Source organism: Amycolatopsis sp. NPDC098790, assembly GCF_044759945.1.
Taxonomy (GTDB): Bacteria; Actinomycetota; Actinomycetes; order Mycobacteriales; family Pseudonocardiaceae; genus Amycolatopsis.
In genome coordinates this window covers 2547155-2569241 of the sequence record NZ_JBIWAI010000001.1, presented here as the reverse complement: position 1 = coordinate 2569241, position 22087 = coordinate 2547155, and the positions used below count along the sequence as shown (strand labels likewise).

General features: G+C 71.1%; 22 protein-coding genes. 8 read left to right on the top strand and 14 right to left on the bottom strand.

Annotated features, from left to right (window positions below; genetic code table 11):
* Position 1: 1 nt before the first annotated feature.
* Positions 2-214, bottom strand: a complete 213-nt coding sequence (locus ACIQWX_RS12820) for a biotin/lipoyl-binding carrier protein (protein ID WP_400868822.1) — start codon at positions 212-214, stop codon at positions 2-4.
* A gap of 99 nt (positions 215-313) precedes the next feature.
* On the opposite strand from ACIQWX_RS12820, the gene ACIQWX_RS12815 reads away from it, so the two are divergent.
* Positions 314-388 carry a 50S ribosomal protein bL37 gene (locus ACIQWX_RS12815; protein ID WP_098515123.1) on the top strand — a complete coding sequence of 25 codons (75 nt, stop codon included), beginning with the start codon at positions 314-316 and terminating at the stop codon, positions 386-388.
* A 65-nt stretch (positions 389-453) separates the two neighbouring features.
* On the opposite strand, the gene rsrA is transcribed toward ACIQWX_RS12815, so the two are convergent.
* A complete protein-coding gene (gene rsrA / locus ACIQWX_RS12810; protein WP_257918242.1) occupies positions 454-774 on the bottom strand; it encodes a mycothiol system anti-sigma-R factor in 321 nt (106 codons plus the stop codon).
* Complete coding sequence (locus ACIQWX_RS12805; RefSeq protein ID WP_125312718.1) at positions 771-1394, bottom strand: sigma-70 family RNA polymerase sigma factor; 624 nt, start codon at positions 1392-1394, stop codon at positions 771-773. The genes rsrA and ACIQWX_RS12805 overlap by 4 nt, the downstream gene beginning before the upstream one ends.
* A gap of 193 nt (positions 1395-1587) precedes the next feature.
* On the opposite strand from ACIQWX_RS12805, the gene ybaK reads away from it, so the two are divergent.
* On the top strand, positions 1588-2064 hold the full coding sequence (ybaK, locus tag ACIQWX_RS12800) for a Cys-tRNA(Pro) deacylase (protein ID WP_400868819.1): 477 nt from the start codon (positions 1588-1590) through the stop codon (positions 2062-2064).
* 1 nt (position 2065) lies between these two features.
* Here ybaK and ACIQWX_RS12795 read toward each other — a convergent pair whose 3' ends face one another.
* Both ACIQWX_RS12795 and ACIQWX_RS12790 read right to left on the bottom strand, forming a co-directional pair.
* Positions 2066-2674 (bottom strand): alpha/beta family hydrolase, encoded by a 609-nt coding sequence (locus tag ACIQWX_RS12795; protein ID WP_400868817.1) that lies wholly within the window; start codon positions 2672-2674, stop codon positions 2066-2068.
* Complete coding sequence (locus ACIQWX_RS12790) at positions 2671-3429, bottom strand: SOS response-associated peptidase (RefSeq protein ID WP_400868816.1); 759 nt, start codon at positions 3427-3429, stop codon at positions 2671-2673. The genes ACIQWX_RS12795 and ACIQWX_RS12790 overlap by 4 nt, the downstream gene beginning before the upstream one ends.
* A 114-nt stretch (positions 3430-3543) precedes the next feature.
* Between ACIQWX_RS12790 and rsgA the strand changes: the two genes are divergently transcribed.
* From rsgA to ACIQWX_RS12770, 4 genes are all read left to right on the top strand, one after another.
* Positions 3544-4566, top strand: a complete 1023-nt coding sequence (gene rsgA, locus ACIQWX_RS12785; protein WP_400868814.1) for a ribosome small subunit-dependent GTPase A — start codon at positions 3544-3546, stop codon at positions 4564-4566.
* A gap of 102 nt (positions 4567-4668) precedes the next feature.
* Positions 4669-5559 carry a hypothetical protein gene (locus tag ACIQWX_RS12780; protein WP_400868812.1) on the top strand — a complete coding sequence of 297 codons (891 nt, stop codon included), beginning with the start codon at positions 4669-4671 and terminating at the stop codon, positions 5557-5559.
* A 63-nt stretch (positions 5560-5622) separates the two neighbouring features.
* Entirely contained in the window at positions 5623-6372 is a 750-nt protein-coding gene (locus ACIQWX_RS12775; protein WP_400868810.1) for a hypothetical protein, read from the top strand.
* Positions 6373-6405: 33 nt separating this feature from the next.
* Positions 6406-7293, top strand: a complete 888-nt coding sequence (locus tag ACIQWX_RS12770) for an NAD-dependent epimerase/dehydratase family protein (RefSeq protein WP_400868808.1) — start codon at positions 6406-6408, stop codon at positions 7291-7293.
* A 413-nt stretch (positions 7294-7706) separates the two neighbouring features.
* Here the strand turns inward: ACIQWX_RS12770 and ACIQWX_RS12765 are convergent, their stop codons facing one another.
* A complete protein-coding gene (locus ACIQWX_RS12765) occupies positions 7707-8198 on the bottom strand; it encodes a DUF6912 family protein (RefSeq protein WP_400868806.1) in 492 nt (163 codons plus the stop codon).
* Positions 8195-9601 (bottom strand): wax ester/triacylglycerol synthase family O-acyltransferase, encoded by a 1407-nt coding sequence (locus ACIQWX_RS12760; protein WP_400868804.1) that lies wholly within the window; start codon positions 9599-9601, stop codon positions 8195-8197. Before ACIQWX_RS12760 ends, ACIQWX_RS12765 begins: the two co-directional genes overlap by 4 nt.
* Positions 9602-9635: 34 nt before the next feature.
* Here ACIQWX_RS12760 and ACIQWX_RS12755 point away from each other — a divergent pair, with 34 nt between their 5' ends.
* The gene (locus ACIQWX_RS12755; RefSeq protein ID WP_400868802.1) at positions 9636-10397 is read left to right on the top strand and encodes a TrmH family RNA methyltransferase; all 762 of its coding nucleotides are present in this window, start codon (positions 9636-9638) and stop codon (positions 10395-10397) included.
* A gap of 4 nt (positions 10398-10401) precedes the next feature.
* On the opposite strand, the gene ACIQWX_RS12750 is transcribed toward ACIQWX_RS12755, so the two are convergent.
* On the bottom strand, positions 10402-10776 hold the full coding sequence (locus tag ACIQWX_RS12750) for an HAD-IA family hydrolase (protein WP_400869576.1): 375 nt from the start codon (positions 10774-10776) through the stop codon (positions 10402-10404).
* Positions 10777-11007: 231 nt separating this feature from the next.
* On the opposite strand from ACIQWX_RS12750, the gene ACIQWX_RS12745 reads away from it, so the two are divergent.
* The gene (locus ACIQWX_RS12745; RefSeq protein ID WP_400868800.1) at positions 11008-11454 is read left to right on the top strand and encodes an Rv3235 family protein; all 447 of its coding nucleotides are present in this window, start codon (positions 11008-11010) and stop codon (positions 11452-11454) included.
* A 582-nt stretch (positions 11455-12036) separates the two neighbouring features.
* Here ACIQWX_RS12745 and ACIQWX_RS12740 read toward each other — a convergent pair.
* The 6 genes from ACIQWX_RS12740 to mtrB form a co-directional block, all read right to left on the bottom strand.
* Positions 12037-13215 (bottom strand): cytochrome P450, encoded by a 1179-nt coding sequence (locus ACIQWX_RS12740; protein WP_400868798.1) that lies wholly within the window; start codon positions 13213-13215, stop codon positions 12037-12039.
* Positions 13216-13283: 68 nt separating this feature from the next.
* A complete protein-coding gene (gene secA, locus ACIQWX_RS12735) occupies positions 13284-16166 on the bottom strand; it encodes a preprotein translocase subunit SecA (protein WP_400868796.1) in 2883 nt (960 codons plus the stop codon).
* Between the two features lie 296 nt (positions 16167-16462).
* Positions 16463-17143: a ribosome hibernation-promoting factor, HPF/YfiA family gene (hpf, locus tag ACIQWX_RS12730; protein ID WP_400868794.1), complete on the bottom strand. Its 681-nt coding sequence runs from the start codon at positions 17141-17143 to the stop codon at positions 16463-16465.
* 823 nt (positions 17144-17966) lie between these two features.
* Complete coding sequence (locus tag ACIQWX_RS12725) at positions 17967-18515, bottom strand: ComF family protein (protein ID WP_400868792.1); 549 nt, start codon at positions 18513-18515, stop codon at positions 17967-17969.
* A gap of 134 nt (positions 18516-18649) precedes the next feature.
* Positions 18650-20359, bottom strand: coding sequence for an LpqB family beta-propeller domain-containing protein (locus ACIQWX_RS12720; protein ID WP_400868790.1), 1710 nt, complete (start codon positions 20357-20359; stop codon positions 18650-18652).
* Positions 20356-22080 carry an MtrAB system histidine kinase MtrB gene (gene mtrB / locus ACIQWX_RS12715; RefSeq protein ID WP_400868788.1) on the bottom strand — a complete coding sequence of 575 codons (1725 nt, stop codon included), beginning with the start codon at positions 22078-22080 and terminating at the stop codon, positions 20356-20358. Before mtrB ends, ACIQWX_RS12720 begins: the two co-directional genes overlap by 4 nt.
* Between the last annotated feature and the right edge of the window lie 7 nt (positions 22081-22087).

The following is a 22087-nucleotide window of genomic DNA, read 5'->3' as shown; positions in this document are numbered from 1 at the left end:
GTTACTCGACCGTCCCGAGGACGTCACCCTGCTGGACCCGGTCGCCCTTCGCCACGACGAGGCTGGTCAGCGTGCCGGCCCGCTCGCTCACGGCGGGCAGCTCCATCTTCATCGACTCCAGGATCAGCACGGTGTCCCCGGCGTTCAGCGCGGCGCCCGGCTCCGCGACGACCGCGAGCACGGTGCCGACCATCTCGGCCCTGATCTCCGCCATCGACACCCTCCTCGCGCTCGCCCGACCACCCCATCCAACCAGAACGGGACGTCATGACACACTTGAGAGGTTGACCAGCTTTGACGACGAGGAGTGAGCATGTCGAAGCGCGCCCGCAAGCGTCGCGACCGGAAGAAGAACGGCGCGAACCACGGCAAGAAGCCCAACGCCTGATCCGGCGTCCGGCATGACGAAGGCCCCCACCCCGAGCGGGTGGGGGCCTTCGTCGTGCTCAGGCGCTACTCGGAACGCTGCTCGAGGGTGATCTCGGTGCGTTCGACGGTGACGCCGCCGCGCGTGGCGACGGTCTGCCGGATCGACGCGCGCAGCCGGCTCTTCAGCTCGGCCGGGGCGTGGTCGCCGCCGCACTTGCGGGCCAGCAGCTGCTTGATGTGCTCGTCGATGCCGTACTCCTCGAGGCACGGCGGGCAGTCGTCGATGTGGGCGCGCAGTGCGGCGTCGCGCTCGGGGCTGCACTCGCGGTCGAGGAGCAGGTAGATGTCGGCGAGCGCCTCTTCGCAGCGGACCTTGTCGGACGCGCCCTCGCACATGTCGTTCATCGCCCCGCCACCTCCTCCTTGGCACCCCGGATGAAGCCGCGTTCGCGGGCGACGTCGGCGAGCAGGTCGCGCAGCTGCGCGCGGCCGCGATGCAGGCGGGACATCACGGTGCCGATGGGCGTGTCCATGATCTCGGCGATCTCCTTGTACGCGAAGCCCTCGACGTCGGCCAGGTAGACGGCCAGCCGGAACTCCTCGGGCAGCTTCTGCAGTGCGGCCTTGACGTCGGTGTCGGGCAGGTTGTCCATCGCCTCGACCTCGGCCGAACGCAGCCCGCTGGACGTGTGGCTCTCCGCCTTGGCGATCTGCCAGTCGGTGATCTCCTCGGTGGGCTGCTGCACCGGCTGCCGCTGCCGCTTGCGGTAGCCGTTGATGTAGGTGTTCGTGAGGATGCGGTACATCCACGCCTTGAGGTTCGTGCCCGCCTTGAAGGAGGCGAAAGCCGCGTACGCCTTCAGGTAGGTCTCCTGGACCAGGTCCTCGGCATCGGCGGGGTTGCGGGTCATCCGCATCGCGGCCGAGTACAGCTGGTCGAGCAGCGGCATGGCGTCCCGCTCGAAGCGCTCGGCGCGCTCGGCTTCGGTCGCTTCTTCCGGCGCTGAGTTCTGCGTGCTCGGCAAACCGTTCCCTTCCCGCTCGGCGTCGATGCGCGTACGCGCATACGGCGGACCCGAGTTTACGCGGGGGCCGGGCACACCGCGGTTCGCCGGTGCCTCGGGGCGGCGGCGGCTGCGAGAGCGTGTGGTAGCGAGCGTTGTGGTCACGCCCCGTACAACCGATCGGGTCACGCGGGCATTCCCTAGACTCCGCCGCATGGCAGGCAAGGGCACCCCGGCGACGGCGTTGCTGGGGAAGCAGAAGGTGGCGCACACGCTGCACGCGTACGACCACGACCCGCGCGCGGAGTCGTACGGGCTGGAGGCGGTGGAGGCGCTGGGCCTGGACCGCGCCCGGGTGTTCAAGACGCTGGTCGCGGAGGTCGACGGCCGGCTGGTGGTGGGCGTGGTCCCGGTCACCGGCCAGCTGGACCTGAAGGCGCTGGCGGCCGCGGCGGGCGGCAAGAAGGCGAAGATGGCGGACCCGGCGGCGGCGCAGCGGGCCACCGGGTACGTGCTGGGCGGGATTTCGCCGCTGGGCCACCGGAGCAGGCTGCCGGTGGTGATCGACGATACGGCGTCTAAGTTCGATACGGTGTATTGCTCGGCCGGCCGTCGCGGGCTGGAGGTCGAGCTGGCACCGGCGGACCTGATCCGGCTGAGCGGCGCCGTGGTGGCCCCGATCGCTGCTTGAGTCAGGCCAGCGGGCGCAGCACCCGGGACAACCACTCCGTAGCCGCGCGCGACACCGTCTCCAGGTCCTTCGACAGGCTGTGGTCCCCGTCGACCACCACGATCTCGTGGTGCGGCCCCGCGGCCGGCCGGCCGAACGGGTCCCGCTCCCCCTGCACCACCAGAACCGGCACCTCGACGGCGTCCAGCTCCGGCTGCCGCGTCTTCTCCGGCTTGCCCGGCGGGTGCTCCGGGAACGCCAGGCACAACACCGCCACCGCCTGCCCGGCCGCGGCTGTCCGGCAGGCCACCCGCGCTCCCGACGACCGGCCGCCGAACACCAGCGGCAGGGAGTCGAAGCGTTCCGACAGCTCGTCGGCGACCGTCAGCCACGCCGTGTCCAGCTGGTTCGCCGGGGCCGGCGCGCGGCGGCCCGCCACCCGGTACGGCTGCTCGACCAGCGCCACGTGAACGCCCGCCGCCTGGGCTGCGCGCGTAACCGCCACCAGGTCCTTCGCCCCGAGGCCGCCGCCTGCGCCGTGGCCCAGCATCAGCACCGCGTCGCCCTCCTCCGCGCAGTGCAGGTACACCCGCGCTGGGCCATACGCTGTATCGACCGAGACGGCCGTCATGACTTCGGCACGTCGAACAGAGCGTCCTCGTTCGCCGGGTCGACGCGTTCCAGCAGCTCGGGCCCGTTGTTGCGGACGTTGTTGACCTTGCTCGAGATCGGCCGCAGCTCCAGCGACGCGACGATGTCGTCCGGCGTCGGGACCAGCAGGTCCTTGACGTCTTCGCGGTCCGGGTCGAGCCAGCCGTCCCAATGGGAGCGCGGCACGATCAGCGGCATCCGGTGGTGGACGTCGGTGAGCTGGCCCGCCGCGTCGGTCGTGATGATCGAGAACGTGATCAGCGGCGCCGCGTCCTTGTCGTCCTTCGGGTGCCAGGTCTCCCAGATGCCGCCGAACGCGATCGAGGAGCCGTCCGGCTCCGTCATGTAGAACGGCTCCTTCTCCTTGCCGGTGCGGCGCCACTCGAACCAGCCGTCGGCGGGCACCAGGCAGCGGCGGGACACCAGTGCGCGGCGGAAGGCGGGCTTCTCGGCGGCCGTCTCGGCGCGCGTGTTGATCATCCGCGAGCCGACGGACGGGTCCTTCGCCCAGAACGGCACCAGGCCCCACTTCATCATCCGCAGCGAGCGCTCAGCAGGCTCGTCCTCGAGGACCTGGCCGTCTTCGTCACGGGGGTGCCGCTGCACGACGGTGACCACGTTCTTCGTCGGCGCGACGTTGTGGTCGGCGCGCGCGTGCCCCTCGGTGAGGTCGATCGCCTCGAACTCCTCGATGAGCTTCGCCGGGTCCTTCGTGGCGGCGTAGCGCCCGCACATGACCAACCTCCTAGTGCCGGATACGTCCGGGACGCCATCGTTACACGCAGGCCAGGGCCGTGGCGAGCGACGTGGGATCATTCGGGTGGCACCGGCGCACGAGAGGACGAGGGTTTGGCGCGCAACGACTGGAGCAAGCTGGACGAGTCCGACGTCCGCGTGCGTCCGGGCAAGGGCACCCGTCCCCGCAGCAAGCGCCGTCCCGAGCACGCCGACGCCGTCACGGCCATGGTCATCGGCAAGGACCGCGGCCGCTGGACCTGCGCGATCGACGCCGATCCGCAGCGGGTCATCACGGCGATGCGGGCCCGGGAGATGGGCCGCACCCCGGTGGTCGTCGGCGACCGGGTCGGGATCGTCGGCGACGTCTCGGGCAAGCCGGACACCCTCGCCCGGATCGTCCGCGTCGACGAGCGCACCAGCTCGCTGCTGCGCACGGCCGACGACACCGACCCGTACGAGCGGCTGGTCGTCGCCAACGCCGAGCGCCTGCTGATCGTCACCGCGCTCGCCGACCCGCCGCCGCGAACCGGCTTCATCGACCGCTGCCTGGTCGCCTGCTACGCCGGGGGCGTCGAGCCGGTGCTGTGCCTGACGAAGGCCGACCTGGCCAGCCCGGACGAGCTCCTGGCGGGCTACGCGGGTCTCGACATCCCGGTGATCGTCAGCCGGTACGACGAACAGCCCGAAGGCCTGGACGAGCTGCTGAAAGACCGTCTCACGGCGCTCGTCGGCCACTCCGGAGTCGGTAAGTCGACATTGGTCAACCGGCTGGTGCCGGACGCCGAGCTGGCCGTCGGCGTGGTGAGCGCGGTCGGCAAGGGCCGCCACACTTCCGTGGCCGCGGTCGCGCTGCCGCTGCCGGACGGCGGCTGGGTGATCGACACGCCCGGCGTCCGGTCGTTCGGGCTGGCGCACGTCACCGCGGACGACATCGTCGACGCCTTCGAGGAGTTCGCCGAAGCCGCCGAGGAGTGCCCGTCGGGCTGCGGGCACCTCGGGCCGCCCGAAGACCCGGACTGCGCGCTCGACGACGTCGTCACCGAAGGCCGAGCAGGCGCTGAACGGCTCGCGTCGCTACGACGCCTGCTGGCCTCCCGCGGCGGCCACGAGGTGACCCGCACCACAGAATCCTGAGACAACCGGGAACCGGCTGCGGATCGTCACCGTCAGAGATGTAATTATTCGCCCGTTCGGGCGATATGCCGAGCGGACCCATCCGACTCTGAGGGGAATTCGATGCGCAAGACCACCCTGGTCGCCGCGAGCGCCGCCGTCCTGGCGCTGACGCTGACGGCGTGCAGTGGCAACTCCGGCACGGCTGAGCCGGCCGCCGCCGGCAGCCAGACCCAGGCCGGGAGCGGCGGCCTCCTCGCCTCGCCGTTCACCGACGCGATCCAGCTGGCCTCGGCGTCCAAGCAGGGCACCGAGAAGTCCAAGTCGGCGAAGTTCACCATGGAGGGTTCGGCCGCCGGCCAGACCATCAGCGCCACCGGCGCGATGGCCATCGACGGCGCGAACACGAAGTTCTCGATGACGAGCACCGCGGCCGGCGAGACCACCGAGATGCGCATGGTCGACAAGGTCATGTACATCAAGCTGCCCGCCGAGCAGCAGAAGCAGATGGGCACCGACAAGTCGTGGGCCAAGATCTCGGCCGAGGGCGACGACCCGATCTCGCAGGCGCTGGGCAGCTCGCTGTCGCAGTCGGCCGAGCAGAGCGACCCGAGCAAGATGCTCGACCAGATCTCGAAGACCGGCCGGATCATCTCCTCCGACCAGACCGAGCTGAACGGCGAGAAGGTCAACCACTACAAGGTCGAGCTGGACGTCGCCAAGGCGGTCGACCAGTTCACCGGTTCGCTGCCGGCGGCCTCGCGCGACAAGCTGACCGAGATGCTCAAGGGCAAGGACGTCAAGATCCCGGCCGAGCTGTGGCTGGACAAGGACAACCTGCCGGTGCAGGTCACCATGGACCAGGGCCCGATGATGCAGGCGCTGGGCGCGCCGGCCGGGGACGCGAAGTTCACGATGAAGTACAGCGACTGGGGCACCACGGTCGACGTGGCGGCCCCGCCGGCCGACCAGGTCGTCGACCTCGGCGAGCTGATGAAGAAGGCCGGTCGCTGAGACTCTGAGTAAAAGCGGCTCCCCCGAACGGGTTCGGGGGAGCCGCTGTGTTTTTGTTGCGTCATGCGCAAAGCCGCCGTCGTGCTGCTGCTCGTCCTGCTCACCGGCTGCTCCGGCCCGCCGTCCCCGCCACCCGCGTTCACCGACGCGCGGGCGCTGGCCGACGCCGCCACGGCGGCGACCACGAGCGGCGGCTCGGCGAAGTTCGGCACGGACGTCGCGGTCGGCCAGGTCCGGTCCAAGAGCCAGGGCCAGGCGCGGTTCGGCGCGGGCGGGACGGCGCAGGTGCTGACGACCGACTTCATCGGCGAGCCGATGGAGCTGCGGCAGGTCGACGGCAAGCTGTACGCGAAGGTGCCGGAGGGATCGCGCGACGAGGTCGGCGCGGGCAAGCCGTGGGTGACGGTCGCGGCGGACGGCACGGACCCGTTTTCCCAGGTCCTCGGCGGCAGCTTGGCCCAGCTGGCGGCCCAGAACGACCCGGCGCACACGCTGGGCGAGATCCGCACGGCGGGCTCGATCGTGTCGGCCGAGCGCGGGCAGCTGGACGGCGTCACGGCGGAGCACTACCGCGTCGAACTGGACCTGGCGCGCCTGGGTGCGGACCTGCCCGCGGGTCTGCCGGCGGACTCGGCCGGGCGGCTCGGCAAGTTCCCGGTGGAACTGTGGCTCGACGACTCGCACCGGCCGTTGCAGATCGTGCTGGACCTTTCCCCGATCCTGCAGGGCGCTGACGCCCGCATCACGACGCGGTATTCGGACTGGGGCGTGCCCGTCGACGTCCAGCCGCCGCCCCCGGGCGAGGTCGGCTAGTCACGTTTGGGTTCGCGGTCTCGTCCAGGCCGTATGAGCAAGCGAGTGATGGTGATCGGGGCAACGGGCGTGCTGGGGCGGCCGGCGGTGGCCCGGCTGTTGGACGCGGGGTATTCGGTGAGCGGCCTGGCGCGGTCCGAGCCGCGGCTGGAGGCGGTGCGCGCGACCGGCGCCGAGCCGGTCGCGGGCGATTTGTTCTCGACGTCTTCGCTGGTCACGGCGTTGCGCGGGCATGACGCGGTGCTGAACCTGGCGACGCGGATCCCGCAGAAGATGACTCGCGCGTCCGCGTGGGCTGCCAACGACCAGGTCCGAGTTTCGGGGAGCGCGGCGCTGGCGGCGGCGGTCCGGCAAGTCGACTCCGTGCGGACGGTGGTCCAGGAGGGGATCTCGTTCGTGTACGCGGACGGGGGTGCGGCGCTTCTGACGGAGGACGCACCGCTGCGTCCGGGCAGGGTGACGGCATCCTCGGTGACGGCGCACGCGAACGTGGCGGCGTTGACGGACCGCACGGTGGTGCGGCTGCGAATCGGAACGCTGGTGGGTCCCGACGCGATGACATCGGCGTTGCTGGCGGCGGCGCGGCGAGGAGGGCCGTTGATCTTGGGCTCGCGTTCGGATTGGACGACGGCGATCCACCCATCAGACGCGGCCGCGGCGGCGGTGGCGGCTTTGGAGGCGCCCTCGGGGGTTTACAACGTGGGGGCACCGCCGGTTCTGAAGGGTGACTTGGGAGCGGCGCTGGCTTCAGCGGCCGGCGTGCGGCACGCCCGGGCGCTGCCGAAGTGGCTGGTTTCGCGGATCCCGCTGGCCGAGCCGATGGGGCGTTCGCAGCGGGTGGACTCGGGGAAGCTGATGGCGGCGACCGGGTGGAAGTGCGAACGGCCGACGCCGGGACCGGACTGGTTCACGGAGGACTGATGCGGACTGGCCGAGGTTGCCGAGCGGTTCCTCGATCATCGATAGGGACGTCCGGGACTGTTCACAGCGGCGTTGAGACGCCAGCCCGCAGCAGCCGGCATCGCGAACCGACGGCCGACACGAAGTCCCGTGGTCTCCCCAAGACTGCTGCGACGCAGATCTCTCGATCACCGATAGAGAGGGCCGACACGCAACAACTCCGGTAGCGAAGGACGCGACGTTGCCCCAGCACCGGCGGCGATCATCACCGCCGGTCAAAGCAGCAAAGTGCGCCTGCGAGGCAGCCCCTCAGACCCCACCGGACAGCCCCCGCCCTTCCCGGGGGGCGTCCCCGGTCCCAGTCTATCGGCCACCCCCGACGCGAACCCCGACCCAAGCCGGGTTGTCCACAGGTCGACCCACCTGTGGACAACTCAGAGCAACTCCAGCAAGAAAGGCAATTCCTGGGGCGCGTACCAAGCCAATTCGTGGTCCTCGGCGTCCCCCAAAGTGAATTCCGCGTCCGGATCCCCCAGGTCCGCCGCATCGATCACCGCGGCGGCCGCCGCCACCGCGTCGGCCGCCTCGGCCGCGTCCACGTGGATCGCCGCCACCGCCGACAGCGGGATCGGTCCGCCGATCCGGACCACCGGGGCGTCCAGATCCGGGCGCAACGTCACCCCCGCGACGTCCGCCGACACCACCACCCGGCGCGGCTCGCCCTTCTCCTCCGCCGCGATCAAGCGCAACGATGCCCGGGCCGCGTCCAGCAGCGCCGCGTACTCCAGCTCCTCGTCCGAACCGCTCACGTACGCCTCGCGCAACGCCGGCGTCAACGCGAACGCCGTTCCGCTGCGGGCGCGGAACTCCCCCGAGGCTTCGAGGTCGCGAAGCATCGCGATGGTCGCAGGCAGATAAACCCTCACCAGTGCGCACCCTTCAGCTCTTCCAGTGACTCTTCGATCATCCCGGCCACGAGGTCCACGTCGAACGCGGCCTTGCGGTCGCCGTTCAGTCCGAAGTAGACGCCACCGTGGTAGGACGTCACCCCGATCGCCAGCGCCTGGGTGCGCATCAGCGGCATGACCGGGAACATCTCGACCAGTCTGGCCTCTCCCGCGTACATCGGCACCTGCGGGCCCGGCGAATTGGTCACCATGACATTGAAGATGCGCCCGGACAGCGACCCCGCCGCCCGCGCACCGAGCGAATGGAGCGTCGCCGGGGCGAAGCCGCCCACCTTCAGCAGCCCGCGCGCCGCCACCGGGCGGCCCGAATCCAGGTGCTCGGCCATCGCGTGCCCGATGTGCTGCAGGCGCAGCACCGCGTTCGGCTCGCCGACCGGCAGGTCCACCAGGTACGCCGCCACCTGGTTGCCGACCAGCGCCGGGGTCGAGTACTCCGCCGTCTCCGCGTCGCGGACCGCCAGCGGCACCAGCGCGCGGACCGTCGTCTCCGGCGTCAGCTGCTCCTCGCGCGAAAGCAGCCACTCGCGCAGCGCGCCCGTGATCGCCGCGAGGACGACGTCGTTGACCGTGCCGCCGTGCGCCGCGCGGATCTTGCGGAAGTCCTCCAGCCGCGTGCGGACCACCGAGAACACGCGGCCGCCGGACACCCGGACGTTCAGCGGCCCCACCGGCGCCGGCTTCACCAGCGTGCGCAGCGTCGACGCCACCCCGCCGACGGTCTCGGCGAACTTGCCCGCCGCCGCGAACGCGTCGTTCGCCGCCGACCGGACGTTCTCGACCACCTCGCCCGGCCGCTGGACGCCCTCGCTGACCGCGTCCAGCACCAGCTGCGTGCGGCTCGGCTCGCGCCGCGGCGTCCAGAGGTCCTCGAACGGCTCCGGCTCGGCCGGCGTCGGGTCGAGGATGAGCTGGCCGAGCTCGATCGTGCCGACGCCGTCCACAACGGACTGGTGCGTCTTCGTCACCAACGCGACGCGGTCGCCGGCCAGGCCCTCGATGAAGTACGCCTCCCAGAGCGGCCGCTCCGGCGCCAGCCGCCGCGACATCAGGCGCGCGACCAGGTCGAACAGCTGCTCGTCGCTGCCCGGCTGGGGCAGCGCCGAACGCCGGACGTGGTAGTTCAGGTCGAAGTCGACGTCGTCCACCCAGACCGGGCGCGCCAGGTGACCCGGCACCTCCGCCACGCGCTGGCGGTAGCGCGGCAGGTACGCCAGGCGCGCACCGACTAGGTCGAGCAGCTGCGCGTAGCTGAACCCCGACCGCGGGCGCTCGAAGATCGCCACCCCGCCGACGTGCATCGGCGTCGCGTGGTCCTCGACGTAGAGGAACGAGGCGTCCAGCGCGGAAAGGCGGTCGGGCATGAGCCGATCGTTGCACAGTGCGAGACTGCCGGGTGTGGGTGATGAGTCGACGATCTCGCCGAAGGATCGCTTTCTTACGGTGTACGGCCGGAAGCCGGTGCTCGAAGCGCTGGCCGACGACGGCCTGCGCGTGGACAAGGTGATCCTCGCCGACACCGCCCGCGGCCCCGGCGCCGCGGAGATCCAGCGCGCCGCGAAGGACGCCGGCGTGCCGGTGCAGCGCGCCAGCGCGCACCGGGTCAAGGTGCTCGCCGGCAACGGCAAGCAGGACCAGGGCGTGCTCGCCGACGTCGTCGCGCCGCGGATGCGCGCGCTTTCGGCGGCGCTGGCCGACCGGCGGCCGCCGTCGCGGGTGCTGCTGCTCGACGGCATCACCACACCCGCGAACGTCGGCATGATCCTGCGGACGGCGACCGCCGCCGGGCTCGACGGCGTGATCGTGCCGCGGCGGGGCGTCGCGGCACTGGACCCGCTGGTCGTCAAGGCTTCGGCCGGCGTCGCCTTCCGGGCGCCGGTGCTGCGGTGCGGCTCCGCGCGCGAAGCCGCCGAAATGCTCAGCGAAGCCGGTTACGGCCTTTACGCGCTGGGCGCGTCGGCGCGCACGACCGTGTTCGACGTCGACCTGCCGCAGCGCGCCGCGTTCGTGCTCGGCGGCGAGACGGCCGGGGTCGGCGCCGAAGTCGGCGAGCTCGTCACGGAATGGGTGTCGATTCCCATGCCGGGTGACGTCGAGTCGCTGAATGTCTCAGCCGCGGCGGCGGTCCTGTCGTTCGAACTGGTCCGCCGCGCCCGTTGACGCCTCACCGATCCGGGAAAAGAACGCCGAGCTCGGTGAGCGTTTCCCCGACCGACCGGTGGTGTACGCCGACCATGCCCACCTGGACGGCGCCGCGGATGTTCGCGGCGGAGTCGTCGACGAACGCGCAGCGCACGGCGGGCAGGCCGAGGCGCTCGGCCGCGATGAGGTAGACCGCGGGATCCGGTTTGGCCACCCCGACCTCGCCGGAAAACACGAGGGCGTCGAAATAGTCGAACATCGTGTTCTTGACCTCGGCCGACGCCCCGGGGGCGTTGGACAGCAGCGCGGTGCGGACGCCTCGCTCGCGCGCCGCGGCCAGGTAGTCGTAGAAGCGGCCGGCGTCGGGATCCGTGAGAACTCCGGCGAAATCGACCAATAACCCCTTCAGCACCCGGCACACCATAGCCGGGGCGGCGACGCGTTGTCTCGCATAGCGCAACAACGCGACACGGCGCTTACCGCACGTGCTCGCGCGAATCCACAGCTTCGGCGGTTCTTTGCCGAATCGGGCGATTCCCGGCGCCTTTCCGGCCGGTTCCGCACTCTAAGCGGTGGCGACGGCGAAATGCCGCGTCCGGGAGGGGAGGAAATGTCCGAGGAACACCGCGTGAGAACGCTGATCCACGCCGAAGTACCGCGCCGGGCCGAGCGGCCGCCGGCGGTGCCCCCGCACGAAAACCGCGGGGGCGACGCCCGGTGGCCGGCGCCCCGGCAGCTCGAGGCGAGTGAGGTGGGCCGGCTGCTGGCCATGCTGCTGGAGGCGTACGACGGTCGCCGCCCGGTGCCGCAGATCCGCGGGCTGGTGGCACCGGAGGTGTACGCGAGCCTGAGCGGGCCACGGTGGACGCGGCCACGGCACCGGTTGTGCCGGGTCCACACGTGCACGCCGGCGCCGGAGGTGATCGAGGCGTGCACCCGCGTGGAGGCGGACGGCCGGTCGTTCGCACTGGCGGCCCGCTTCACGCGCACCCCGGCGGGGTGGCAGTGCGTGCGGTTCGCGCTGTTGAAGCCGAGCGGTCCGGCCCAGCGGACGCCACGGCAGGCGGCGGCGTGAGACGCGCCCGCTCAGCCCGCGCACCGCCGGCCCCCGACGGTTGGCGGTGGTGCGCTGGTGGGGGTTCCCGCACCCCGACAGACCGGCGCACCACCTGGCCGCAGGGTGCGGCAGGCACACCAAGCACGCCCGCCACCGGCAACGACGACTCGCGGCGGTGCGCCGGCCGGGATTCCCGCACCCGACAGATCGGCGCGCCGCCCAGTCCGGCACGGCGGCCATGCCTGCGGCTCGCGCCGTTGACGCCAGGCGATCCGACCCCAGCGCGCCACCGCCAGGCGGCGGCGTGAAACGCGCCCGCTCACCGCCGGCCCCTGGCGGCTGGCGGTGGTGCGCCGGTCGGGGTTCCCGCACCCGACAGACCGGCGCACCGCCCACTCCGGCACGGCGGCCGCCCAGTGGATACATCGCCTGGCGCGGCGTGAAACGCGGCTCGCGCACCGCCGGGGCCGAGCGTCCCAATGTGGCCTTCGGTGCGTAAGACGCACCCAAGGCGGCCTTCGGTGCGTCTCACGCAACCAAGGCCGCCTTGGGGCGCTTGCTCCGCGGGCCAAGCCGCGCGTTGGCGCCTGGTCGGGAGTCCTACCTGTCACTCACGACCGGCAGCGATGCCAAGCCGCGCAAAGTTGTTGTTGCGTTCCAGCTCGGGTCGCCTGCCAACCGCAACCCCGGCAACCTGCTCGCCAGCTCGCGGAACACGATCCTGCCCTCCAAGCGCGCCAGCGGCGCACCCAGACAGAAGTGGATTCCCTGGCCGAACGCCAGGTGCCGTCCGGCCGGCCGCGATGGGTCGAAGGACTCCGGGCCCGTTGCCGGGTCGCGGTTGGCCGCTCCGATCAGGACGATCACCTGGCTGCCCTCCGGCACCGCGAACGAGCCCAACTCCGTGTCCCGCAACGCTGTGCGGGCCGTCAGCTGGACCGGGGAGTCGTACCGCAGCACTTCCTCCACCACCGACGAGGGATCCGCCGCAGTCAAGCCGCCGTTGCGCAGCAGCGCCAGCACTCCGTTGCCGATCAGGTTCGTCGTCGTCTCGTGGCCGGCGATCAGGAGCAACGTCAACGTCACCAGCAGCTCGCCCTCGGTCAGGACGTCGCCCGCGTCCGACACCGCCACCAGCGCCGACAGCAGGTCCTCCCCCGGCGAGCGGCGGCGCTCCTCCGCCAGCGCACGGAAGTACGCCACGAACGACTGCCGCGCCCGGACCGCCGGCTCGATCGTGTCCGGGTGCTGCAGGAACGGCGGGTCCAGCGCCCGCGCCATCGCGTGCGACCACTCCGCGAACCTCTCGCGGTCGTCCAGCGGCACGCCCAGCAGTTCGGCGATCACCTCCACCGGCAACGGCTTCGCCAGCGACGTCATCAGGTCGAAGGGCCCGTGCAAGCCGTCGATGAGCGACGCCGTGATTTTCTCGATCCGCGGCGCCAACAGCGAGACCATGCGCGGGGTGAACGCCTTCGCCACCAGCCGCCGCAGGCGTGTGTGGTCGGGTGGGTTCAGCGACAGGAACGCCCGGACCACGCGTCCCGACTCGTCGACCGGCTGGTCCGGAAGGCGGTCCGCGGGATCCAGGTACTCCGGTTCCGGGTGGCCGAACGCCGGGTCGCGCAGCACCTTCGTGGCCTCGGCGAAACCGCTGACCGCGAACATCTGCTCGGACAACCGCGCCACCGGGAACCGCTCGCGCCAATCCCGGTACGCCGGGTACGGGTCCGGGCGCCGCTCGGCGGCGAACAGCGCGAAGAACTCCTGCGGATCCACTTTCTCGTCCCCTCATGGAAGAACCGGGGTGCGCGCGAAAGCACGCACCCCGGTCCTGGAAACCAACGTCAGCGACGCGGGCCCTTCTTGCCCTTCTTCTGGGCGTCGCGCTGGGCGGCGCGACGGTCCCGGCGGGTACCGCCGGCGCCACCGCCCGCGGCCTGCGCCCCGCCCTCGGCGTGCGACTCGACCTCGCCGTCCTCGCCCGGACCCGACAGCGTCATGCCCTGCTGGCCACCGCCGCCGAGGCCCTTGCCGCGCAGTGCGGCCGGGACGGACTCGGTGTCGGTCGTCGGCGGCTGCGGCGGCGCCGGCCGCGCGTGCCGACCCTCCGCGGCCTGGCCGTTGCCCGAAGCGACGCCCGTCGGCACCGCGGCCGCGGCCTCCGCCGGCGGCGCCTCGGCCCGCTCGACCTGCAGGTTGAACAGGAAGCCGACGGCCTCCTCCTTCAACGAGTCGAGCATCGCGCGGAACATGTCGAAGCCCTCGCGCTGGTACTCGATCAGCGGGTCGCGCTGCGCGAGCGCCCGCATGCCGATGCCCTGCTTGAGGTAGTCCATCTCGTAGAGGTGCTCGCGCCACTTGCGGTCGAGGACCGTCAGCATCACCTGGTGCTCCAGGGTCCGCATGCCCTCCGGGCCGACCAGCGCGTTGATCTCCGCCTCGCGCTTGTCGTAGGCGTCGCGCGCGTCCTGGACGAGCGCCTCGCGGAGGGTGTGCTCGTCGAGGTCGCCGTCCTCCATCAGGTCGTCCCACTCGACGCTGACCGGGTAGAGCTGCTTCAACGCGGTCCAGAGCTTTTCGTGGTCCCAGTCCTCGGCGTAGCCGTTGGCGGTCGCACCGTCCACATAGGCGTTGACGACGTCCACGAGCATGCCCTCGATCTGCTCGCGGAGGTTCTCGCCGGCGAGGACGCGGTGGCGCTCGGCGTAGATCACCTTGCGCTGCTCGTTCATGACCTCGTCGTACTTGAGGACGTCCTTGCGCTGCTCCATGTTGATCTGCTCGACCTGGGTCTGCGCGCTCTTGATGGCCTTGGAGACCATCTTGTGCTCGATCGGCACGTCGTCGGGCAGCCGCATGGTCGTCATGACGCGCTCGACCATCGTCGCGTTGAAGCGGCGCATGAGCTCGTCACCGAGCGACAGGTAGAAGCGGGACTCGCCCGGGTCGCCCTGACGGCCGGAGCGACCGCGCAGCTGGTTGTCGATGCGGCGCGACTCGTGGCGCTCGGTGCCCAGCACGTACAGGCCGCCCGCCTCGCGGACCTCTTCGCCCTCGGCCTTCGACTCCGCCTTGACCTGCTCGAGGACCTCGGGCCACGCGGCCTCGTACTCCTCGGAGTGCTCGACCGGGTCCAGGCCGCGCTCGCGCAGCACCTGGTCGGCGATCAGGTCGGGGTTGCCGCCGAGCACGATGTCGGTACCGCGGCCGGCCATGTTCGTGGCGACCGTGACGGCGCCCTTCTGGCCCGCGCGCGCGACGATCAGCGCCTCCCGGTCGTGGTGCTTCGCGTTCAGCACCTCGTGCGGGACGCTCAGCTTGACCAGCAGCTTCGACAGCCGCTCGGACTTCTCGACGCTCGTCGTGCCGACCAGGACCGGCTGGCCCTTCTCGTGCCGCTCGGCGATGTCCTCGGCGACGGCCTCGTACTTCGCCTCTTCGGTCTTGTAGATCAGGTCCGCCTGGTCGACGCGGATCATCGGCCGGTTCGTCGGGATCGGCACCACACCCAGCTTGTAGGTCTGGTGGAACTCCGCGGCCTCGGTCTCGGCCGTACCGGTCATGCCGGACAGCTTCTCGTAGAGGCGGAAGTAGTTCTGCAGCGTGATCGTGGCGAGGGTCTGGTTCTCGGCCTTGATCTCGACCTTTTCCTTGGCCTCGATCGCCTGGTGCATGCCCTCGTTGTAGCGGCGGCCGACCAGGATGCGGCCGGTGAACTCGTCGACGATCATGACTTCGCCGTTGCGGACGATGTAGTCCTTGTCCTTGTGGAAGAGCTCCTGGACCTTCAGCGCGTTGTTCAGGTAGCCGACCAGCGGCGTGTTCGCGGCCTCGTAGAGGTTCTCGATGCCGAGCTGGTCCTCGACGAACCGGACGCCCTTCTCGGTGACGGCGACAGTGCGCTTCCGGACGTCGACCTCGTAGTGGTACTTCGAGTTGATCAGGTTCGTCTTCTCGGTGCGCTCGCGCGACCCCATCGTCGTGGTGTCGATGCCGTTCATCAGCGGCGCGAGCCGGGCGAACTCGACGTACCAGCGCGACGACTGGTCCGCCGGGCCCGAGATGATCAGCGGCGTCCGGGCCTCGTCGATGAGGATCGAGTCCACCTCGTCGACCACGGCGAAGTTGTGCCCGCGCTGCACGCAGTCGTCGAGGCTCCACGCCATGTTGTCGCGCAGGTAGTCGAAGCCGAACTCGTTGTTCGTGCCGTAGGTGATGTCGGCGTTGTACTGGGCGCGCCGCACGTCCGGCTGCTGCTCCGACAGGATCACGCCGACCTCGAGGCCGAGGAAGCGGTGGATGCGGCCCATCCACTCCGAGTCGCGCTTGGCCAGGTAGTCGTTCGTCGTGACGACGTGGACGCCCTTGCCGGGGATGGCGTTCAGGTAGGCCGGGAGGACGCAGGTGAGCGTCTTGCCCTCACCGGTCTTCATCTCGGCGACCTGGCCGAGGTGCAGCGCCGCGCCGCCCATCAGCTGGACGTCGAAGTGGCGCTGGCCGAGCACCCGCTTGGCCGCTTCCCGGACGACCGCGAAGGCCTCCGGCAGCAGCTCGTCGAGGGATTCGCCGTCGCCGTTCCGCTTGCGGAACTCCTCGGTCTTGGCCCGCAGCTCGGCGTCGGTCAGGTCCTTGACGTCGTCTTCGAGGGTGTTGATGTGATCGGCGATGTTGCGCAGCCGCTTCACCATCTTGCCCTCACCCGCGCGGAGCAGGCGGTTCAGCACCATCCGGTCGACCTCACTAGCTGAATATGAGCACGCCCAGGCCGGTCCCGGGCAGGTTCTCCCGCGGTGGCGGCCGTGTTCGGCGCCACCTTCCCACCCCCATCGTAGGGAACGGTGGCCGTCGTGTGCACACGCCGTACGTCCTGAGAACCTTATTCAGCCGTCGGCCGGCGCGAATGTCACCGCGGGCGGGGGCCTGCGGTCCGTAGCGCCGACCTAACCAGAATAAGGTTCTGACATGCGGATGGCCCGCACGCGAGCCGCGTGCGGGCCATCCGGCGGGCCTCCTTAGGACCGGCTCAGCCGAGCCGGATCACGCCGTAGTCGAAGCCTTTCCGCCGGTAGACCACGCTGGGCCGGCCCGCCTCCGAGTCGTTGAAGAGGTAGAAGTCGTGGCCGACCAGCTCCATCTCGTAGAGAGCCTGGTCCACCGTCATCGGTTCCGCGGTGTGCTGCTTTTCGCGAACGACGCGACCGGGCTGGTGACCCAGGTCGTCGTCGGCCCAGCTCTGCTGCTGGGGCAAGTGGATCTCTTCGGCACTCGCGAAGCCGTTCGCCTGCGGTTCCGGTGCTTCGAGCACCGCGGTTCCCGCGACGGGTGCGGCCGCGGCCGGGGATGCGCCACCCGGCAGTGCCGAGGTCGCTTCGGCGACCGATTCCGGGCGGCTGCGGCCGTAGTGCACGCGCCGCCGGTCGTGTGTCCTCCGCAGCCGGTTTTCCAGCTTGGTGACTGCGGAATCGAGCGCTGCGTAGAAGTCGGCGGCACACGCTTCAGCGCGTACGGCCGGGCCCCGCCCCTTTCCGGTGATTTCGACGCGCTGGCAGCTCTTGGCCTGGCGCCGGTTGGGTTCGTGGAACAGCTCCACGTCGTACCGGATGACTTTCCTGTCGTAGCGCTCGAGCCGGGCCAGCTTTTCGCTGACAAGCGCCCGGTAGTGGTCGGGCACCTCCACGTTGCGGCCCTTGACGACGATATCCATACACGACCTCCCTCGCTTCGATGACTGCGAGCTGTTGAGTTCACACACGGCGCCGGTATTGCGGGGACGTAAGCCCGGATCGCGGGCTGAGAAGGAACTCGGGAGCGGTTCACGACGTCTCGTGCCGGAAGCCCGAGCGCGGACTCAGCGCACCTCCGGCGCCAGGGACATGGGCTCGTCACCTCCCTGCCTGCGGGGATTGCTGATTGCGGAGCACGTTAGCTTCCTCACGCCCGGAGCAACAGCCCCCGAGCCGGGGGATGTCGAGGAATGAGACTCCGTCACCCCGCGCAGTGAGCGGAGGGTGAACACCAGAAAACACCCGCTGGTCGGACGCCCGCTCCGGAGCGTCACATCACACGGACGGCGCAGCACCGGCCGCTGGTGGAAGCCGAGGGTGACGGCCAGGTCTCCGGCAGCCGCCACTCCGGTGGAGTGGTGTGGCGGCCAGGTGGTCTTGATCGACACCCTCATGCCGGGACAACGGCCGGGAGGTCGGGTGCGTTCCCCGCGGATGTCACTCGTGTAGGTGACGTGCCGGTTCACCCGGGGGCGGGTGAAGTGAGGGTTGGGCGGGTATGCGGTGATCATGGCCGGAAGCGCGGGCGGTGCCGCGATGTCATGAACGACCCTTTCATGTCGTCGGACGCGCTGAACGGGTCGTTCATGACGTCGGCGAACGGGGCGAGCGTGCGCCCGCGCCACTAACCGCGGCGGGCGCGAGCGCAGCCCGCCGTCCGCGACGGGCGTCAGCGCAGCCCGCCAACCGCGACGGGCCGGCCCCAGCCGGGCCAGGGCCGCGCAGCCCCAGCGCGCCCGGAATTCACCCGGCCGCGAGCAACGTCAAAACCGCCGCCACCTCCACCCCCTCCGCCCGCAAAGCCCGCACGCAGGCCGCGGCCGTGGCTCCCGTCGTGATCACGTCGTCCAGCACCACCACCGGCATCCCCGGCGGCGGCCGCCCCGCCTCGCGGAACCGCAACCGCCCGGCCAGGTTCGCCACTCGCGCCGCGCGGTCCAACCCGACCGCGTCCCGCGCGCCACCCGCCAGCTCCACCGCCGGAGCCACCGCGACCTCGAACCCCCACCCGGCCAGCACCGAAGCCGCCGCAGCAGCCAGCAGCTCCACGTGCGGACCACCTCGAAGCCGCGCAGCCGACCGGCGGCTCGGCGCCGGCACCAGACACAAAGCGGACCCACGAACCGGCAGCACCACCAACGCCCGCGCCAACGCCAACCCCAGCGACGCAGCCAAATCCCGCCGCCCGCGCTCCTTGAACGCGATCAGCAACCGGCGTCCGACCCCGCGGTACCGGGACAGCGCGAACACGCGCACCAGCCCCGCCACCGGCACCCGGACGACCTCGGACACCGAACCCCACACCGCCGCACACCGCTCGCAACACGGCGTCCCACGGGCCCCGCAGCCGGCGCACCGGGCGGGGATCAGCAAATCGAGCAGCACCACACGGACAGTGTCCCCGCCACCACCGACAGTTTCGGGAACTAGCCCGGGTAGAAGGGATCCGCGTCCTTCATCGAGTGGTTCTGCGGCCGCCACACCTCACCCAGCACCGACGCCGTCCACAGGCCGCTCGCGTCCGCCACCACGATCGGGCGGCTGGGCGCCGCCGTCACTCCGTGGACCTGGGGCGTCAGGTTGGAGCTGTTGAACGCGTCCATCCGCTGGCCGTCCACCGTCACGCGGACCACCGGCTGGGACGTCGACTTCGTCGCCGCCACCAGCAGGTCCTGGGCCAGCCAGTCCACGTCGACGACGTCCTTGAGGTCGTGCGGCTGCAGCAGCCTCGGCTCGCGCAGGGCCACCGAATCGCCGCTGCCGGTCACCGACGCCACCCACAGCTGGCCGTTCACCACCGCCGCCACGCGGGCGCCGTCGCGCGAAAACCGCAGCTCCGTGATGTCGCCCTGCTGGATCAGGTCCGTCGCGTTGACCGACAGCGCCGTCCACTGGTTGTTCTGGTTGACCACCATGCGGCCGATCGACGTCTGGTCGACCACCGTCCAGACCTCGCCGGTGCCCGGCCGCCACGTCGGGCGGCTCAGCGTCGTGCCGCCCAGGTTGACCAGCGCCAGGTCGTGGCCGAGGTCGCCGATCCGCAGGCGGACCTTGTCGCCGTCACGCTCGACCACCGCCAGCCGCTTGCCGTCGATCGACTGGGCCGCGCTCACGACGTCGTAGCCGCCGTTGCCCGCCGGGCCGCCGACCGGCGCGCCGTCTTCGAGGGACCGGACCCGGCCGCCGACCGTCATCAGGCCCGGCAGCTCCCGGCGCGGGGACAGCGTCGCGTCGTACGCGGGCAGCTCGTTCGCCCGCCAGTCCGGGTGGTTGGCGACCAGCGGGGCGCCGTCGGCGAGGATCCGGATCCGCGCCGACGTCACGTACTGCAGCGTGAGGACGATCTGCGCGGCGATCAGGTTCCGGATGTCGTCGGCGGCCCCGGACAGGCCGGTCAGCGGCACCACCAGCGTCCCGTCGTCGAGGCTCTTGACGTTCGTGTCGACCTCGATCGGCTCGGCGAGCAGGTTCTTCACCGAGCCGGCCAGGCTGGTCGAGGGCCCGCTGACCAGCAGGTTCACCACTCGGCTCGGCAGCCCGGACTGCGGCTTCGCGACGACGTAGCGGCGGTCGGGGACGAACGTGGCCGACTGCTCCGAGTAGAAGTTCACCGGCACCGCGGTGTAGTTCTCGCTGAAGTCGGACTCGGTCGCGTAGAGGTCGGGCGGCGGGTCGGTGATCCGCCACTGGCCGTTCGCCTGCTTGCGCACCTTGATCCGCAGCGCCGCCGCGCTGTAGTCCGGGACGAACGCGCTGCTCTGGTCGAGCGTGCCGACGTCGAACCCGCGCACGTTGACGACCAGCGTGTTCGGGTCGGGCTGCGGAGCCGGGTCGTAGACCGTGCCGAAGGTGTTCTGGATGATCGTCAGGCTGCGGTTGGGCCGCCAGGCCGCGCGGCTCTGGTCGTCCAGGTAGGCGCGGGCGGCCGCGTTGTTCTGGCCCGGCTTGAGCGTCGCGCCGATGAAGCCGCGGACCAGCGTCAGCGGGTCGATGTCCTTGTCCGGCTCGGGGACGACGTCTCCCGAGCCCTGGCCCTGACGTTCACCCGAGACGACGACCGGCTGCGATTCGAGCGGGACGTTCGCGCACCCCGCCACCAGGAGCAGGCACAACACCGCAATCAGAAGCCGTTTCACTGCCCGATTTCCTCACGTTCGGCGAAGATCGCCTCCGGCGCCGGCGTGATCTCGATCAGCCCGAGCGGCACCTCGGCGGCGATGCGGTCGGGCGGCGGCAGCACGAGCGGCGGGTCGCCGGCCGGCACCTCCTGGCGGCGCGGCAGCACGAGCCGGAAGCACGCGCCCTGTCCCAGCTCGCCCCACGCGTCGAGCCCGCCGCCGTGCAGGCGCGCGTCCTCCTGGCTGATCGCCAGGCCGAGCCCGGTGCCGCCGGTGCGCCGGTTGCGCGACGGGTCGGCGCGCCAGAACCGGTTGAACACCAGGTCGGCCTCGCCGGGGCGCAGACCGACGCCGTGGTCCCGGACGGTCACCGCGACCGCGGTCTCGTTGGCCGCGACCGTGAGCACCACCGGCTTGCCCTCGCTGTGGTCGACGGCGTTGCCCAGCAGGTTGCGCAGGATCCGCTCGACGCGCCGGGCGTCGACCTCGGCGATGATCTCCTCGTCGGGCAGCACGAGCTCCACCGAGCTGCCCGCGTTGCCGGCGATCACCCGCACCTGCTCGACCGCGCGGGTCGCGATCGGACGGACGTCGATGAACTCCGCGGACAGCTCTTCGACGCCGGCGTCGAGACGGCTGATCTCCAGCAGGTCGCCGAGCAGCGACTCGAACCGGTCGAGCTCGTCGACCAGCAGCTCGGTCGAGCGCGCGAGCCCGGCCGGGAACTGCTCGCGCGACGCGTGCAGCACGTCCGCGGCCATCCGGACGGTGGTCAGCGGCGTGCGCAGCTCGTGCGAGACGTCGGAAGTGAACCGGCGCTGCAGCCCGCCGAAGTCCTCGAGCTGGCGGATCTGACGCTGGATGCTGGCGGCCATCCCGTTGTAGGACACCGCGAGCTTCGCCAGGTCGTCCTCGCCGAGCACGGTGAGGCGCTGGTCGAGGTCGCCGCCGGCGAACTGCTCGGCCGCCGCGGCGGCCTGCCGGACCGGCCGGACCACCTGCCGCGTCACCAGGTTCGTGATGCCGGCCAGCAGGAGCAGCAGCACGAGCCCGCCGACGAGCAGCGTGTTCTGCACGGTCGCGACGGTGTTCTGCTCGGTCGTCAGCGGGAACAGCAAGTACAGCTGCAGCGGGCTGGCGACGGTGTTGAGCGGCGTGCCGACGATCAGGTACGTCGTGCGGCCGCCGTCGGGGTCGGTGACCGTGTGCTCGAGCCAGCTCATCTCGTTGGCTTCGACGAACTGGCGCAGCCGCGGCGGCACGCTGTCGTACGGCCCGGCGGACGACGGGTCTTCGCCGGACTGGTCTCGGCCACCGCTGGCGAGCACCGGGACGAACGTGCCCGCCGCCGAGCCCGCCGCGTCCTGGCTGGTCGGCGTGATCGCGATCTTCTTCAGCGCGTTCTGGAGGCGGTTGCTCAGCGCTTCCGGCGTCTCGCCGCCGAGGCCGACCAGCTCACCGGCGGCGGTGTCGGCGGCCGCGCGGGTCTGCGCGATCGCGGCTTCGCGCTTGGTGTCCAGCAGCCGCTCGGTGATCTGGTTCTGCAGGACCATGCCCAGCACGAACACGACGGCCGAGGACAGCGCGAGCGTCGAGACGGTGACGCGGAACTGCAGCGAGTGCTTCCACAGCTCGTTGAACGCGACCGCGCGCCGGCGCGCGAAAACGACGACACGCCGCACCAGGCGTGCCGTCGAACGCGCGAACGCGGGGAGCCCTCTGGGAGTCTCCGAGGTCATCGACTCA

Bases quoted from the DNA above. Each gene is read 5' to 3' on its own strand.
- ACIQWX_RS12780 (WP_400868812.1), top strand. From the start codon at position 4,669: ATGCGCAAGACCACCCTGGTCGCCGCGAGCGCCGCCGTCCTGGCGCTG.
- hpf (WP_400868794.1), bottom strand. From the start codon at position 17,143: ATGGATATCGTCGTCAAGGGCCGCAACGTGGAGGTGCCCGACCACTAC.
- ACIQWX_RS12760 (WP_400868804.1), bottom strand. From the start codon at position 9,601: ATGCCCGACCGCCTTTCCGCGCTGGACGCCTCGTTCCTCTACGTCGAG.
- rsrA (WP_257918242.1), bottom strand. From the start codon at position 774: ATGAACGACATGTGCGAGGGCGCGTCCGACAAGGTCCGCTGCGAAGAG.
- ACIQWX_RS12790 (WP_400868816.1), bottom strand. From the start codon at position 3,429: ATGTGCGGGCGCTACGCCGCCACGAAGGACCCGGCGAAGCTCATCGAG.
- mtrB (WP_400868788.1), bottom strand. From the start codon at position 22,080: ATGACCTCGGAGACTCCCAGAGGGCTCCCCGCGTTCGCGCGTTCGACG.
- ACIQWX_RS12770 (WP_400868808.1), top strand. From the start codon at position 6,406: ATGAGCAAGCGAGTGATGGTGATCGGGGCAACGGGCGTGCTGGGGCGG.
- ybaK (WP_400868819.1), top strand. From the start codon at position 1,588: ATGGCAGGCAAGGGCACCCCGGCGACGGCGTTGCTGGGGAAGCAGAAG.
- secA (WP_400868796.1), bottom strand. From the start codon at position 16,166: ATGGTGCTGAACCGCCTGCTCCGCGCGGGTGAGGGCAAGATGGTGAAG.
- ACIQWX_RS12795 (WP_400868817.1), bottom strand. From the start codon at position 2,674: ATGACGGCCGTCTCGGTCGATACAGCGTATGGCCCAGCGCGGGTGTAC.
- ACIQWX_RS12775 (WP_400868810.1), top strand. From the start codon at position 5,623: ATGCGCAAAGCCGCCGTCGTGCTGCTGCTCGTCCTGCTCACCGGCTGC.
- ACIQWX_RS12820 (WP_400868822.1), bottom strand. From the start codon at position 214: ATGGCGGAGATCAGGGCCGAGATGGTCGGCACCGTGCTCGCGGTCGTC.